Below are 16,790 nucleotides of genomic sequence, written 5' to 3' on the forward strand. Positions count from 1 at the left end.
AATCTTTTGTCCATGATTAAGCCTCGATCAGAGTCTATCCTCTGATCACAGCTGACCGATGCCAGACAGTGCAATAACATCAGATCAGCTCTTCGCTTAATGTCTATGGTCAAGATGACCCTGCGGAATACTTCGTTAAACTGGGCCTCATAAGGACCCGGACGAAGCTGATAATAATTCCAGGCAAGCGCGACATCAGAAACCTTTCTGTCGTGCATTGCCGCAGACATTTTGCGGCTTCAAACGCGCCTATTCTAACACCGTGCACGAACCAGATGTCCAATACTTTTTTACTCCAGAAATGGCACTACCCATCCCTATAGATCAAACATTATCTATATAAAAACCGAGAAAATGCGATAAATACGTTGTTATAGAGGGGTGTTTATAGTGCGCGAACATTGAGTAAATAATTTATATAAATATTTATAATCTTGTATTACCGCAAAACCGTAAACGCTTGCGATTGTGTATTCGGTGTTAGTTTGAGCAGGCGGCGGTGCGTCAGTCTGAAAAGAAAAAGTATACTGTATTGACCTTCTGTGACTGTCCCTGGACCTTTCCTTTTACCTGCCGGGCAGCTTGATGGAAATTCTTTCTGGTCTTAAGTATGTTCCATGTGGCTGCGCGCTCCATACTTTATGTTGAGTGGGTTAACTTTATGGTAATGCGTACCTGTGTGCATCTCTGGGCGTAGCAATGTATCCCTGGTGAAGCTGGCTGAGGTGTTACTTGCGATAAGGAGCTTCATCTCAGTGCCAGATGGTGTATTTGCTGCATGGCAGCAGTTCTTGTGGAGTATTTTCAGGTATGGCGCTGGTGCATGGAGCAGGCAGAGCTGCTAAGGACGAGGTGATTAGCGCAGAGCGCTGAGCTGTTATGGGCCGGGACGCGGAGCAGTGTGGTCAGGGGAAGAGAAGCTGCGTGGGGCTGGTACGTGGTCTGGTTTGATGACCTTTATAATGTGTTTTATAAAGTGAAAATCCCGCTTTCTGTTTATTACAGGAAGCGGGCTTTTGCTGGCAGCTGGGGATGCCATGTCAGTTGTGGTATTGATTTTAGCTGATGGTATTAGAAGCTCTTGGAGGACACGTCGCAGGGATGCGGTTAGCCATATTGTCAAGCTCCTGATATACGGCGCAGGTCTGGGAAATCATGGTGGCATTGTTACGGCTGTTGACGCTCAGGGCATCAGACGAAGACACAATCAGGCTGATGGAGTTGGTCTAAACCTGAACAGACTGCTTGAGTGTACCGGTGTTCTGCAACAGATGCCTGGCATGGAGATGATGTTGTTGAGGCTGTTCTGGGAGGCGCTTGCAAGGGCACGAGCCTTATCGGCTACCGCAACAAAGCCACGACCGGCTTCAGCGGCGCGTACACTCCTCAGGCATACGAAGGGTGGGCCGCGAATGCAGTGATGACAGGGCCGCAACTGCTCTGAGCGACAGGCGGCCCTGATAGTGCGTATTCAGAATGAAAAAAGGCCGCGACCCCGGTGGGGCGCGACCTGTACAACAGAAAAGAAAAGGTTATCAGCGCAGCTGAGCGACAGCTCAGTGAGCCCTGGCGGCTGCGCAGTGAAATCATTATGGCTTTTGCACGAGCCAGAGGCTTAAACGTGCTCCCTGCCAGGGACAGCCTTGCCTTGCAGCCTATCGAACGACCAGCCCCGCCGGTCCAGCAAAGGGCCGGCTGATCGGGCCTGTCCGCCGGGCGAAGGATGGCGGGGCCGGCATGGCATGGCATGGCATGGCCTGGCAGTGGCTGTCATGGCCTGGCCTGGCATGGCATGGCAGGGCAGGGCGGGCTAGAAGCGCTTGTCTGAAATGGCGTGGCCAATGGAGTCGGCAATGGATTCAAGCTGCATGGTAATTTCGCTCGAGCCCTTTACCAGTGAGGCATTGCCATGAGAGCTGGTGCGCAGCTCATCAGCTGAGACCTCGATTTCATTGATGAAGCTGGTCTGGGACTGCACTGAGTTGCGCAAGGTGCGGATATTCTCAAGAAGCTTGTCTGAAATCTGCACGATATCGTTAAGGCTGTTCTGGGTGACACCGGCAAGAGCGCGAACTTCGTCAGCTACCACGGCAAAACCACGGCCATGCTCGCCGGCACGGGCAGCTTCAATGGCAGCGTTAAGCGCCAGCAGATTGGTCTGATCAGCCACATCACGAATGGAGGCAACCACGTTCTGAATACGGGCGGCATTGTTGGCAATATGCTCAGTACGCTCACCTACATCTTTATTGGAGTCGGTGATGTTGGCTGTTGCAGTCATGGTGGTATCAATCAGCATCAGCTGGTTGTTAAGAGCCTCAGTGATTTCATTGACGGCATCAGTTTGCTGGGTTGATTTGACACGCAGGTCATCTGACAGGTGCTTCTGACTTTCAAGCATCTGGCACATGGTCTCACCTGCACGGTTAATACCCTCAAGCAGTGACTGGTAACGGCCCTGATAGCCGTTGTTGTCCACACGCGCGGTAAAGTCGTTACCTGCATAGCTCTCCAGTACAGATACTGCGTTATCAAGAACGTGGTTAACGGTCTCAATGGTCTCATCCAGGGACTCAATAAGAGTGCTGGTATAAGGATCCTGGCACTTGTAGTTAACGCGGGAGTCGAGGTGACCATTGTTGACTTCATCAATGGTGTTTTTAACAGCTGCGATGGCCTTGCTGTTATCGATCATGGATTTTTCAATGGCCTCACTCATGTCGCACAGCATATTTACAGCAGTACCAATTTCATCAAGATTGCGGGCACGGATCAGCCTGGCCTTTTCAGTACGATGCTGGAAGAAGTCAAAGAAGGCACTGGTATTGATGCTCAGAAGGCTCAGGCGACGGGTAAGAATACTGGTCTGATAGAGGCTGAGCATGAGGAAGAGCACAGCAGCTACCAGAATAACCAGGGAAGTCTCAAAGAGCATGAGACGTACCGGGGCCATGACCTCATCTACTGAGACCTTGCCGGCAATAATCCAGTCGAGAGTCTGATCCTTTACGGCTACTACCACATACTCCTCGCCATCGACAGATGAGGTGTAGTAGGTGCTGTGGTCCGGGCTGTTCAGAGCACGCTGTACAGCTGCAAAAATGCCCGGATCCACATCATCGATTTTCTTTTTGAGAATGTATTCCTGAACAGGGTGGAGCTGAATGACACCCTGCTCATTGGTGCAGAAGAATGTGCCGCTGTCGCCCAGTTTTTCCTTGCTGATGCTGGTAATAAGCTCATTGGCTTCAGTTGATGCTCCGGTAACGCCGATAAGCTTGCCGCTCTCATCAAAAACCTTGTAATTGATGAACATGACCAGCTGCTTTTTGAAGCTGTCAAAGTCGACATTTACCACATAGTCGTTTTCATGATTGAAAACAGCCTGAATCCAGGAGTCACGGCCATTCATCTGCAGCTTGCCGATATTTTCGCCATTGTACAGATATTCGCTGGTGACCAGAGTAGCAAGGAATGATGAGTACAGGCCGTAGTTCTTGCGTATATACTCGCGCTCTTTAAAGAAGGCGCCAATAAGCTCTTTGTCTGCAGTATGACGGGCAGCTTCAATGGTATAGGTTGAGGTGGCCATGGAGCGGGCCAGGGCAATGTGGGGATCGACCATTGCCTTGATATGACCGGCAATAAGCTGGGTTTCTACCGGCAGCTGTTTGTGTACGATCTCTTCTTTCATCAGTGAGGTCGAGACCATGAAGAACACGGCGGCGATCACTACGAAGGCCAGAACTGCAGATCCTGTGGAAATGGCAGAGATCCTTTTGACCAGGGATTTCTGTTTGCTATCAGAGGCCATGACTAGCTCCACTGCGCCTGTTGCGCAATCTTTACAACCACAATATACGTACTGCCGGCAGCTGTAGTGCTCACACAGCAGCTTCTTTCTTTTCTGTCTGTCGATCGTTGTCTGTCTGATCGGTACTGCAGTCAGCCTGCATCAGCAAGGTTTGTCACTCCACAGCCGCGTTGTGCGGCAAGCCTCATAACCTGGCTGTGGGGCGATTGTTTCCTGTTTCCTGAGCATCAATTAAACGCGCACTATGAACTTATGACAGGCACCGCCCAGAGGCGGATCTGCTGCAGCTGTTCTGCAGCTGAGCTGCAGCCATGCCGCCCGGCTGCCATACAGCATTTGCTGCCGCAGCCGCAGCGCAGCAGCTTAAGCTGCAGGCACCTGTGCCGCTGTCACATGCTCCAGCCGCGCAGCGGCATGAGCACAGCCGCGCTCATTACTCTTTGCTCAGGACCTCAGACACTTACAATAAATTGCCTTTCCTGATTGGAGAAAATACTCATCCCACCCGGTACTTCTTGAGACAGTAAGGTTAAACACACAAGTACAGGTGTCTGTCGGCAATGTTCAGCTGAAGCAGCTGCAAGGAAAAGCAAAACAGCACAGCCGACTTGCCTAAGGCCATAATGCTCTTAAGGGATGTCAGCGTTATTAATGTCCTACAGTAAACGTTCTTTGAGGCTGCAAGGACTCAGCCTTACGGGATATACAGTATGAATGCCTGAAACCTCAGAAATCAGGCAGTGTCGAATAGGTGCTCAGACTGTCATGACGGCACCGGCATCATATGCTCGCATGAACACATACTTCGCTCTGGACCATGACGCAGCAGTGACCACCTCTGCGACAATAATCAAGGAGGTTCCACAGGGCACGTGAGAGGTCTTTTGCCATAGGGAGCCAGTAATCATTAACCATGTCCATATTTTGGACAGCTCCGGCAGCAGTGCAACATTTTGCGGCAGCATTTAGCCTGTAATCAGCTCTGAGAAATGAGATCCTCAGAGTAAAAAAATGAAAATAATTTTCGCTAACTGGCGGAGCATATGATAACGCCAAATCAAACCCTAAAGTACGTATCAGGGCACATTTTCAACAAAAAGTTTATATCTAGGCATTCAAAACTGCCGTACAAGTACTGGTCACAATATAGATATTACCTAATAAAGCTGATAACTATGCCTTTTGCGCATATAAAGGCCAATTGCGCCATTCATAAAATCATGCCATTAATATCTTGTACTACAAGTGCTCTTGATACATAAAACCGACCGTTTTTTTTCCAAAAGTACTTGAATACATGTGCGTAAAGATCCAGCCCAAAATACGAAACATACTTCCATCTTTTGCTGCCATAATTTCAGGCCATAGAGTCTCTGCGTTCTCCTTTCTCAAACAGACCAGAGAGCATCCCGCAAGTCAGATGAATGACCATATGATTCAGCCATAACAGCACCAGGCAACGCGGCATACCCATATGAAGCATTACCGCCCCGCTTAACCTGCTCTCAGCACGCCACGCTCCCATCTGCCCAATCTGCATCTGCATCTGCATCTGCATCTGCTCCTGACCGGCTGTTGTCCCGTACTCACACCATGTGCAGGTGCCTTACCTGAATCACCTCTGTATGTGCGGAATCACTCAGCCATCTATCTGAAAGCTGCGCTGCGTGGCTGGCACTGGCCAACGCTTCTGAAGCGGCTACACCTTGCCAGACAGCACCAAAACCCCCTAAATGAACGGCTTGCCGATTAATCTGACATTCTCCGCCACTCACGCATGTATATCATTTTCAGACATGGATTGAACTGCCGTGCCCTCCTTTATCGGTGAGGACAGCATGAGCAGGTGATAAATCCTTAACTCATCTGCAGTGGCAAGGGGTGACATGACACAGCATTGCCTTGCAGCGCATTGCATAGCATTGTCTGGCGTCGCACTGCCTTGCAGCGCATTGTCTGGCGTCGCACTGCCTTGCAGCGCATTGCATCCCATTTAATGACATGAGGGCGGCTGCCTGCATATGTGCAGAGCAGTGACTGGATGCGCTGCCGACCGCCATAAGGTCATAAGCTAATTTATGAAGCATCTTCAAATGCGTATACAACTGTAACAGCAACTGAAGCTCTATCAGCATCGTCAGCTGCAAAAGCCGCTAAGGTGTCTGCGGGAGGGAGCTGTGTACCTGTGTTTTCGATGCGAGTCGGCGTTGCTGCCTCTACAGGAGTCTGCTGCTGGAGTGCAGTTGAGTATAGGGACTGAGCCGCAAGTTGTTTCTGAAATCCAAAATGCCTGTTGCTGTAAAAACGCTTTACTTTTAATTATGTAAACTGATATGAGCTAAGAAAGGCTGGGCAGTAATGTCAGTATTCTCGCGCCCATGTCCTGTTTGTTCGGGAGCGCAGTGCTTCCATGGCAGGCAAGGGATAGCATGGCCCATATTGCAGGGCGCTGAAAGTAAAACACTAATCCCCAGACATTGCCATTGAGACGGGGATAGCAGGGCGCTAATATTTCGACATACGCCTTGGCCTGGCTGGATTTGTATGGCAAGGTTCAGGCATTAAGACAGGTGCAGGAGGCTGGCACGCTGAGGCAGGTATTGTGTGCTGTGGTGTGGCATGACACATGCCACAGGCATGGTATGAGCTCATATCGGTGGCCTTAAGTTGCGCAATCGCTCAACGTGTACTGTTGAACAGATTAATCTGTAATACGTTTTGTAAAGGTTACGTGATGATGCCGCCATGGTTGGCGGGCAAAGATAATAATGAACTGCTGAAAAAATACAGACAGATTATTAATTTTGTAAAGCGTTATGTCGTATAGGGGATGTCAGTCTGGTTGACGGGCAACTGGCAGTGCAGACGGCATGACCATCGGCATGAGAGCAGGCATGGCAGCTGGCAGGGCGGCATGCTGGGCCGTTGATTAGTGGTTTTGCAGACAAAACAAAGGGCCACAGTGGTAACACTGTGGCCCTGGTAGCGGCCGCCCGGCATGTTGCCAGGGCGGCGGTGCTGTGGCCCGGGTGGGCGCGGTACTTAGAAGGTCTTGTGGGAGACTTCCTGGCTGATCTGCTCGGCAATCTCGTCGAGTTCCTGAGTAATGTTCTGAGTGTCGGCAATCAGGTTGGAGTTGCTCTGACTGTTGGCACGCAGATCCTCGGATGATGTCTCAATCATCGTGATGGAGTGAGCCTGAGACTGTACTGAGCTCTTGAGGGTGTTGATGTTTTCAATGAGCTGGCTTGAGATCTGGATGATGTCATTAAGGCTGTTCTGGGTGACACCGGCCAGAGCTCGTACTTCATCAGCTACTACGGCAAAGCCACGACCATGCTCACCGGCACGGGCTGCCTCAATGGCAGCATTGAGTGCCAGCAGATTGGTCTGATCTGCCACATCACGGATGGAGGCCACCACGTTCTGGATGCGGGCAGCATTATCCTCAATCTCTCTGGTACGGTGACCTACTTCCTCGTTGGAGTCAGTAATAGATCTGGCAGCGGCCATGGTGTTATCGATAAGGCGCAGCTGATCTTCAATGGACTTGGCAATAGCCTGTACAGAAACAGTCTGCTGCTGGGACTTCTGACGCAGGGAGTCTGACAGGGCCCTGTCGGCAGCCAGCACTGTGCTCATGGCCTCACCCACACGGTTAATACCGTCTATCAGTTCCTTGTAGGTACCCTGAGCAGATGAGGAGTCCATACGGCCACGAAAGTCATTGTTTTCAAACTGGTGGAGCAGATCCATAACAGCACTGAGCAGATCGTTTACACTGGCAATGGTGCCGTTAAAGGATCTTACCAGGGCAGCGGCATAGTCATCCTGAGGAGTATATTCTACTCTGGTATTGAGACGGCCTGAGCCTACGTCATCAACGGCTTTCTGTACCGAGTCAATGGACTTGACATTGTCAGTAATACCAGCCTGCATTCGCTCACCAATGCTGCACATGGTATCAATGGTATCGCCGATTTCATCAGGGACACGGGCACGGCGGAAATCAGGCGCAGTGGTCTTGCGGTCAAAGAAGTCAGACAGTGCCTTCATGTTGTAAGAGAGCAGGGCAAGACGACCACGCAGCAGTCTGAAGATGAAGAAGTTGAAGATGGCGATCATGATGATGGTGAGCAGACCGACCACACCTGCAGACTCAATAATAAGAAGCAGAGGGGCAGTAACTTCCTCACGTGGAATCATGCCGATAATGGTCCACTCAAGCTCATTGTCACGGTAAGCCTGAACAATGTACTCCCGGCCATCCTTGGGATCTGTGTAGGCAGCATATGGGAGCTTGCTCTTTTTGGAAACAATGTCCCTGACAATTGAGTAAAGACCAGGGTAGATGTCATCAGTCTTTGCCTGGAGAATGTATTTGGCATTGGAGTGAAGCTGAACAACACCATCGTCAGCAATACAGAAAGTAGAACCGCCACCGCCGAGATTCATGCGGGAGATCATGGAAATGAGATCGTTGATATTGGCTGATGCACCGGCTACACCGATTACCTTGCCATTGTCATCAAAAACCTTGTAGTTGATGTACAGGGCAAGCTCGTTGGTCACATCATCCACATCAGTGTTAACTACGTAGCGCTCAGGGCTCTGCAAGGTTTCATTGAGCCAGGCGTCACGTCCCTGGAACTGCAGAGGGCCCTCACTGCGGCCATTGTAGATGTAGATATTTTTGGTGAAGGTAGCAAGGAAAGTAGAATACAGGCCATACTCTTTTTTCAGGGTATCCACATCATCCTGATAGAGTTTCCAGCCGGCCTCATCATGACCGTTTTGCATCCAGTTGATGACATAGCGGGAACGGGCCATGGATCGGGAGAGCTGAATATAGGGATCGATCTCAGCGTGGATATTGGCCCCCACCAGTCTTACCTGAGCCGGAAGCTTCTCACGGAGAATTTCCTGACGGATAAGCGATACCGAAATCTGATAGAAAACGGCCGTGATGGCTATAATTGCCAGCAGGCTCGACAGGACACTGGAAAAGGCGATGCGACGGACCAGAGAATTTCTGACCATGACGGCTCCTGAAGATGGAAGATATAAGAGTTAAGAATGTATCCGTACCACATCCATGTTCCATCATGTTACATGGCCTTGAGATGCTGCCGCTTTACAAAGGAAGAAAAGAGACATCATAATTTCAGTATCTGACCGGCATCTGCATCACGCATTATGCGGACAGCATGCTTAACATGACGCTGCCTGCGCACCCGATGCGCAGCCGATGCCGCCGATGCGCAGCTGAAGCTGCACCTGCGACTGCAGTACTTAAAATTATGAGTGCAGGAGCAGCAAGGCAGCTCCGGAGCAGTGGTACGGGGTAAATAAAACAAAAGCAGGACGGGCCTGCAGGGAAAAACTGGAAAGGTAACTACAATAATTCATTACGGCCACTGACAGTGTGTCATCTGCAGCCGCGTTACAAAACCTTTTGAATGTTGCATACAGAACTGCGTTGAGCATGGCTTGCCACCAGCTCTTTTACAAACAGCATAGAAAACAGTTTAAAGCATGTCATGCAGGCCGCTTGGGGCTCTGCACATGGCATCACGGTAAATGCCCGCTGCACTACAAAGCAGCGAAGAGCAAAATAAAGTACAAAGGCAAAATCTGCAGTGCACCTGATCGGAGCTTCCTGCAGTTAAGATTCTTTTTAAGGTACAGACCGCTGACCTTAATGAGCTGAATCAGTCTGACTCCCTAAGATAAAACCATAGTTGGGTGCTTTTGCAGTCCACGCAGGTCACTGCGCAAGGACGTCAGGCCAGCGTAAGACCGGTCATGACTGCCAGCAGACTGTTCTGATACCAGTGTATAACAGCTGAGCTGCCTGCTGAATTTTCACAGAGATTAAACAGCAAGGTTTATGAAGTATGTGGCCTGGTCAGTTGCTGGTCCAGGTCTTTGCTGACCGTCAGGTCAGTCTGGCCTTTATGTCAGTTTGTCTAATTGAACAAAGCATTATATTAGTCCGGGCGATTTTAGCTACTTTTCTTTTCCGTATTTGTGATCAGGGAACAGCAAATATTACAGCCATCAGACAGGTGCTGCTAAGGCCTGATTATGACTGCATATAAAACAGGGGCGTCTGCAGGTCTGACACTTTTATGAGCATTGTGCGCACAACTGTTCAAAAAATATACGCATGAAAAAAGAGCATTCCCAATACAGGCGCATCGGGAATGCTCTTTTTGTATCTGCTCTGCCCTGAAGCTAAATCCCTGGCAGGGGCAGGGGCAGGGGCAGGTTCGGATCATATGGCCGTGGGGCTGCAACCTGACATGCGTGCTCATGCCTTTGGCCATGGTCATTGCCATGGGCATTGCCATGCCCATGGCTGAACTGTGGCCGGTGGGGCCGTCAGACCTCAAACTTCTTTGAGGACACCTCGTGGGAGATGCGCTCGGCAATGGCGTCGAGCTCAAGGGTGATGTTCTGGGCATCATTTACCAGAGTAGCGTTGTTCTGGCTGTTGCTGCGCAGCTCATCAGAGGAGTGCTCAATAAGCTCAATGGACTGGGCCTGAGTCTGTACTGAAGACTTGAGAGTATGGATGTTCTCAATAAGCTTTTCCGAGATGGAGATAATGTCATTGAGGCTGCTCTGGGTAACGCCAGCCAGAGAGCGTACTTCATCAGCTACCACGGCAAAGCCACGGCCATGTTCACCGGCACGGGCAGCCTCGATGGCGGCGTTAAGGGCCAGCAGATTGGTCTGCTCGGCTACCTCACGGATAGTGGCTACCACATTCTGAATGCGGGAGGCATTTTCCTCAATCTCATTGGTACGGCGTCCTACCTCGACATTGGAGTCGGTGATGGTGCGGGTAGCATTGAGAGTACCATCAATCAGGGACAGCTGCTGCTTGAGAGCTGAAGCTACTGTGGATACGGCCTCAGTCTGCTGACCTGATTTGACCTTTAGATCATCTGAGAGCTCCTTGTGGTCACGCAGCAGCTCACACATGGCCTCACCCAGACGGTTAATGCCATTCATCAGGCTGTGGTACTGACCTTCAAAACCATGGCTCTCAACACGGGCGGTGAAGTTGTTCTGAGCATAGGAACCAAGAACAGTGGAGGCCTCGGTAATAACGGTATTCACAGTGGCAATGGTGTGATCGAGCGAGTCAATAAGGACGGAAATGTACTGATCCTGACTGCGATAGCCTACCTGGGAGTGCAGATTGCCCTGATTTACGTTGTCAATCGTTTCCTGTACAGCATTCATGGCAGCCATATTGTCCTTAAGGCCGGCCTCGATACGGTCACCCATGTTACACAGGGTCTGGACGGCTACACCAATTTCATCATTGGTACTGGCGCGCTTGAGATTTGGCGAACCGGTTTTGCGCTCAAAGTAATCGGAGAAATTGGAGATATTAAGCTGCAGCAGATTGAGTCTGCGGTTGAGAATACGGGAAATATAGGAATTGAAGATCAACAGGGCCACAATCATCACCATAATGACTATGGTGGACTGAATCAGAATGTTCTTGAGCGGGGCCATAACCTCTGACTCAAGCAGACGTCCTACGATAATCCAGTCAAGCTCAGGGTCTTTGATGGCTACGATGATATAGTCCTGGCCATCTTTCTGAGAGGTAAAGAAAGACGAGTGACCTGGATTGTCTACCGTATTTTTGATGACTTCTAACATGCCCGGCTCAATCTCATTGACATTGGTATTGAGAATGTAGCTCTGGTTGGCATGCAGCTGAATCAGACCACTTTCGTCAATGCAGAAGAACTCACCAGTCTTGCCCAGTTTCTGGCTGGCAATCATTTCCTTGAGTATATTGAGCTGTGCGGCAGCGCCGGTAATACCAATGAGTTTGCCCTGGTCATCAAACATCTTGTAGTTGACGAACAGTGCCAGATTGCCTGTGTTTCTGTCTTTGTCCATATTGAGAACAAATTCATCAGGACTGTTCATGATACCTTTTAGCCATGAGTCACGACCGTCAATATCAAGAGCGCCATTGCTCTTGCCATTGAAGTAGTAAACATTGTTTACGAAAGAGGCCATGAAGGTGGAGAACAGATTGTTGCGTTCACGCAGGGAACGGCTGTTGGACTCAAAAAGAGCCTGACCTGAATCAGGTTCGCCTTTTTTCATCCAGTCAATTGTGTATACGGAGCCTGCCATGGAGCGGGACAGATGGATATAAGGATCGATCTGTGCGCGGATATTGCTGGCGATCAGACTGGTTTCAGCCGGAAGCTGCTTGATAATGATTTCATTTTCAATCAGTGCCGATGAAATGCGGTAGAACACAGCCGTGATGGAAATAAAAGCCAGCAGAGCTGCAGCTACAGAAATAGCAGCAATGCGCTTTACCAGCGAACTGCGATGCTCACCGCCGGCACTGCCGGCACTGGCGGAGCTGCCTGCAGACTCGGCAGCATAGGATGGGGCACTTGATGACAAATTGTTATTAAGCGCTGACATGTCAGCTCCTCACATAGGAACATGCTGTGCCTATCTTTCACATTCTCCAAAAAACAGTCAGCCAGCCCGCAACAGGCGTCTCCTTACGGAGTCGGACAGCACAACGGACCGGCTTCATGCTGTTGCAGCACCTGTGCCGGACGCTGCTGTGCCCAGGCATTGCTGAGCCCAGGCACTGTGCCTTACTGGCATGGCGCTGAGTACTGGTACCATGCCTGACTGGCATGGTGCTGCCATGGCGCACTGACTGCGCCATAAAAGGGGAAAGGGTGAAGATAAGCTTACACAGCGTAAAGGTTGTATAACACCTTGTATTAAGGTCCGCATCATGCAGCAGACCCAGGACAAAACTAAAAGGAAACAGTTCTTTGCCGGTGCTGCGTCAATCATTGCATACAGGTTGCAATGACCGAGTTAAGTACGGCATTGGATACTGCAAAGAAAAGCTTTTAATCAGTGCAGAGGAGGGACACATGACCCTCACAGTCACACAGATTAATTAAATAACTGCGTGTATGCAGGAGTGCAGCTCCATAACCCCATGACCATGACAGAAGTCTTAGCCAGCCTGCTCTGTCTGGCCTTGATCTTAATGAGCTTCACGAGCTTCGTAAGTTATAAAGCCTGCACAGGCTCAACGGGCTTAACAGGAATAAGGAACAGCATGTGCTCGATGTGAGTCAAAGGAGCAGGGGCTGGGCTTTTGCTGCTGTCACTGCTGTAATGCTGGTAACAGCGTGTATTGGGATTCAGAGGGATTGCAGCACAGCATAAGGCAGGTACACAGGCAATCCCAGGTAACCGTAGTGGTCTTCAAAGATTATGGACAGCCATCAGGACCAGGTGAGGACTGAGCGCTTATGTTATTAGTCAGAATTTCTGTTGTCTGAAAATACTGTTTGTCTGAAACTCATTGCTCTCGTAAGGCAATGACGGAGTGGTCAGCAACAGATGATCAGGTACTGGTACTGAACAGGGGCCTGATGAACATGACTTTTTAAGCTGCAGGCAGTCCCTTTGCTCTTTATGCTCAGTTCTTATAGCCAATATTCAGAGCCATACAGCCCTGATGCATGTGAATTATTCAGGCAGGCAGGGCATCACCAGAGTAAGGCCGATCACACAGTTTATGCCGCTACATTTACTGGTGCATCAGCCCTTCATACATGAACATGACATGGAAAGAAGCGCAGGAATGGTCAGTGTCGCTTATACCCGTTATACAACATGTGGCATGGAGGTACGGGCATAATTCACTACTGATAGCAGGGGCAAATCGCGCCAGTGTTTACTTGTGAAAAAGTATTATTAAGCTTGACCGGGGCTCCAGTAAAGCTTTCAGGCACGCCTGAGGTCAGTCTGTTTATAAGCCTGAAGGGCATGCATTATCGCAATAGCGTGCAGTGCACAAGTGAACACAGAGCATTCCGTATTATACTTTCGTATGCATCTTATTGAGCGTATAAAAAGCAAACAGTCATGGTAAAAGTATCGCATAATGTTTGGAATGGTGTAACTATGGAAATGGCTGCAAGTCTCATAAAATCAGGATTCAGCCAATTGGTATTTGACGAAATGTCTAACGCGTAAAAAAGTAAAAAATACGCATAACTGCGGAATACATTTGCATATGACTATTCCCTGAAACAGTGCAAGGCTCATGGTGTGAACCCCCGGCTTTAACATATGATTAAATGTGATTTATATCAGCTTTTATGCTCGTTTAATGCCTTACAAAACAGAGAAAACAGCTGTTAAATTCAGGCGTGCTCTGCCCACCCCGCATGGTACAGCATCTCGATACAGCCTGTACGACAGGTTAATAATCATCTATTTATTATTCTGAACATGTAGCGCCTCATATCAGATCAGCCATAGCACCCAACTTGCAATTTGCTCAGACTGCTCATAGCCACGCCCCACATTACTCCTAAGTTCCATCTCCATCATCATATCCCTCTTTAAGGCCGTGCCATTACTGAGCAATAGCACGTTCTGAACCTTACAAGGCATAGGTATTCGCAAGCGTGTAAGTATGCTCATAACGCTGACTGCTAACATGAATGGCTGCCTGTCTACCATGGATAGATTCCTGTAATGTACGCGAGCAGGTCAGACCCCATACCATTTTGCCGGGAAGGCCAGTCAGGCCTGGCTGTACACAGCTTTGCGCCCCATGAAATGCTCATAACCTGCGAGCCATGACATGCTCACGGCCCTGCACATACCATGGTCCATTAGCCTTAACGGACCAATGCCCTTATCCCCTCGCAGAACGTCGCCCACATCCTCAGGAGGTCGTCAACAGAGCTCCTGCGCAGGCAGCAAACGACTTAATTTGGCTGCCAGTACAGTATCTGAGACCTTTGGCACACCTGTGTATTCATGCCCTTTCAGGCTCTTGCCTATGGTTGAACTCATACTGTTAGCCTCATTGCCTTGCAGGACCATGCATACCCCAACGACTTTGCCTTTGCCAATCTACCGTGGAGGTGGAAGATGCGGCCTCCTGGCACATCTGCTGGGCCCGTAGCAGTTTATGTCATGGTCCGCCCTCGAGCAGCACTATAGTCTGCCTGCACTCTTGTTTAAGCTGCTTTACCTTTTGGGCGTCCGGATTTTGGTGTATGCCAATCCCTTATGTAATGGCCATTATGGCAAGCAGGGGCAGGCTGGGTTATGATAAGCGGCACTGTGTCATCAACAGGGTAGCAGAAAGCTCCTGAGATTGAGCCCCGGCCTTACAGGATTTATCAGTATTGGCTGGCGTAAGCCGGATCTGCCCGTAATGGCCAGGCTTGTACTGACCTTGTCTGTACTGGCCTGGACTGACCTTGTCTGTACTGGCCTGGACTGACCAGGTCAGGTATGGCACAGCATGATTTTTGGGCTTGAGGGCCTGCAGGTTGAAGATTGAGGCGCCTGGTATCGAGGCGCGCGAGGATTTTAGTGTGGCAGCAAAAAACAGGAAGAAGAACAGCAGCTCCGTAAATCAGGCTGCAAAGGCATCGAAGTCAGATATGTCTCCAGCTGTGCAGGAAGAGCAGGCAGCTGCTGAGCAGGCTGCATCTGCAGCCGCTGCTCATGGTACTGTTGCTGCAGGTGCTGATGACAGTGCTGACACTGGCGCCGGAGCTGTTGCAGAGGCTACTGTCAGTGTTTCTGCAAAGCCGGTAGCTGTGCTCTCTGATAAGAATGGACAGGCAAAGGCCATGAATGTGGCTGAATTTGGCCAGCATGTGCTTGATAATTACTCTGTGCTTCAGAGCGGATGGTCAGCTGAGTTCCGCAAATATCACCAGACTCACAATATGGAAGAGGTTCTGGCTAAGCTCAAAGAGGGCATGGACGGTATTTCCTGTGCTTATGTAGACAGGCATATGATGCTGTGTGAACTTGCAGCCGGTGGCAGCTCAGTGCTGGTCAAAAATGATCTTACCTGGACAGATGCTGACCGTGCTCTGCTCAACCACTACCAGAAGCTGTACGACTCCGGAACTGTCCCATTTCTCAACAACGTGAATCTGGAGTGGGGCTCATCTGTCACCAACATGTATGGCATGTACGACTTGCCTGGTGAAGTAATCAACCGCGTCAAAGGCAAAAACATCATCGATGGTGGCGGCTTTATCGGCGACACCATTGCCGTGTTCCGTCACTTCTTCTCTGAGTCTCATGTCATCAGCTTTGAGCCGGTAGGGGCCAATTTCAAAGAACTGACCACAACCTTTGAAGACGATATTAAGGCAGGACACGTAGAGGCAATTAACAAAGGCCTGGGAGCTGAGCCAGGCAGCCTGCGCGTGAGCAAGATTCAGGGTGAGCGTGACTCCATGGCTACTCTGACCCGCGACTTTCAGGTAGATGAGCTCTACGAGCAGATTGAGGTTATTACCCTCGACAGCTTTGTTAAGGAGAGAAATCTCGAAGTGGGCCTGCTCAAGCTTGATGTGGAGGGCTACGAAGAGCCTATTTTAGAAGGTGCCCGTCAGACAATTATTGAACAGAAGCCTCTTCTGGTAATTGCCTGTTATCACAATCCTCATGAGTTCTATGAGCTCAAGGGCTGGCTTGAAAGCCTCAATCTGGGCTACAAATTCCGTCTGCGCCGCTCCTGCTTTGGCAACCCGCTCTACGAGCTGGTGCTCATTGCCTGGCAGGAATAGCGCCATGAGTGCCGCCGTCTGAGTCCTGGCTCCCGGCTGCTGGAAGCACATGGTGTCTGAATGCACAGGACAGCGGAGCTCAGATGGCGCGTGAAAGCACATGGCTGAGTAGCTTAGACAGGGTCTGAATGCATATGGCTGCGGAGTTCAGATGGCGTCTGAATGCCAGCCAGTTGAGAAAGAAAAAGGCAGATATCCGAGGATATCTGCCTTTTTTCGATCTGCACATCCGTGCACTCAAACCTGTGCCGCCCTTGCCAGCCATGGATCATTTGTGCAGGCACTGAGCAGGGAACAGTCAAAGCACGGCCAGGTCATGCCGCCTGTCATATGGA

General features: G+C 50.0%; 5 protein-coding genes. 1 reads left to right on the forward strand and 4 read right to left on the reverse strand.

Annotated features, from left to right (window positions below):
• Positions 1-1,058: 1,058 nt before the first annotated feature.
• The 4 genes from MXE39_RS08330 to MXE39_RS08345 form a co-directional block, all read right to left on the reverse strand.
• Positions 1,059-1,205 carry a hypothetical protein gene (locus tag MXE39_RS08330; protein ID WP_246978412.1) on the reverse strand — a complete coding sequence of 49 codons (147 nt, stop codon included), beginning with the start codon at positions 1,203-1,205 and terminating at the stop codon, positions 1,059-1,061.
• 605 nt (positions 1,206-1,810) lie between these two features.
• Positions 1,811-3,814: a methyl-accepting chemotaxis protein gene (locus MXE39_RS08335; protein ID WP_246978410.1), complete on the reverse strand. Its 2,004-nt coding sequence runs from the start codon at positions 3,812-3,814 to the stop codon at positions 1,811-1,813.
• Positions 3,815-6,856: 3,042 nt separating this feature from the next.
• Positions 6,857-8,854 carry a methyl-accepting chemotaxis protein gene (locus MXE39_RS08340; RefSeq protein WP_246978409.1) on the reverse strand — a complete coding sequence of 666 codons (1,998 nt, stop codon included), beginning with the start codon at positions 8,852-8,854 and terminating at the stop codon, positions 6,857-6,859.
• 1,344 nt (positions 8,855-10,198) lie between these two features.
• Complete coding sequence (locus MXE39_RS08345) at positions 10,199-12,289, reverse strand: methyl-accepting chemotaxis protein (protein WP_246978407.1); 2,091 nt, start codon at positions 12,287-12,289, stop codon at positions 10,199-10,201.
• 2,951 nt (positions 12,290-15,240) lie between these two features.
• Between MXE39_RS08345 and MXE39_RS13100 the strand changes: the two genes are divergently transcribed.
• Complete coding sequence (locus MXE39_RS13100; protein WP_246978405.1) at positions 15,241-16,455, forward strand: FkbM family methyltransferase; 1,215 nt, start codon at positions 15,241-15,243, stop codon at positions 16,453-16,455.
• Positions 16,456-16,790: the final 335 nt, after the last annotated feature.

The sequence above is a fragment of the Anaerobiospirillum sp. NML120511 genome (assembly GCF_023050955.1).
Classification (GTDB): Bacteria; Pseudomonadota; Gammaproteobacteria; order Enterobacterales; family Succinivibrionaceae; genus Anaerobiospirillum.

Bases quoted from the DNA above. Each gene is read 5' to 3' on its own strand.
- MXE39_RS08345 (WP_246978407.1), bottom strand. From the start codon at position 12,289: ATGTCAGCGCTTAATAACAATTTGTCATCAAGTGCCCCATCCTATGCT.
- MXE39_RS08340 (WP_246978409.1), bottom strand. From the start codon at position 8,854: ATGGTCAGAAATTCTCTGGTCCGTCGCATCGCCTTTTCCAGTGTCCTG.
- MXE39_RS08335 (WP_246978410.1), bottom strand. From the start codon at position 3,814: ATGGCCTCTGATAGCAAACAGAAATCCCTGGTCAAAAGGATCTCTGCC.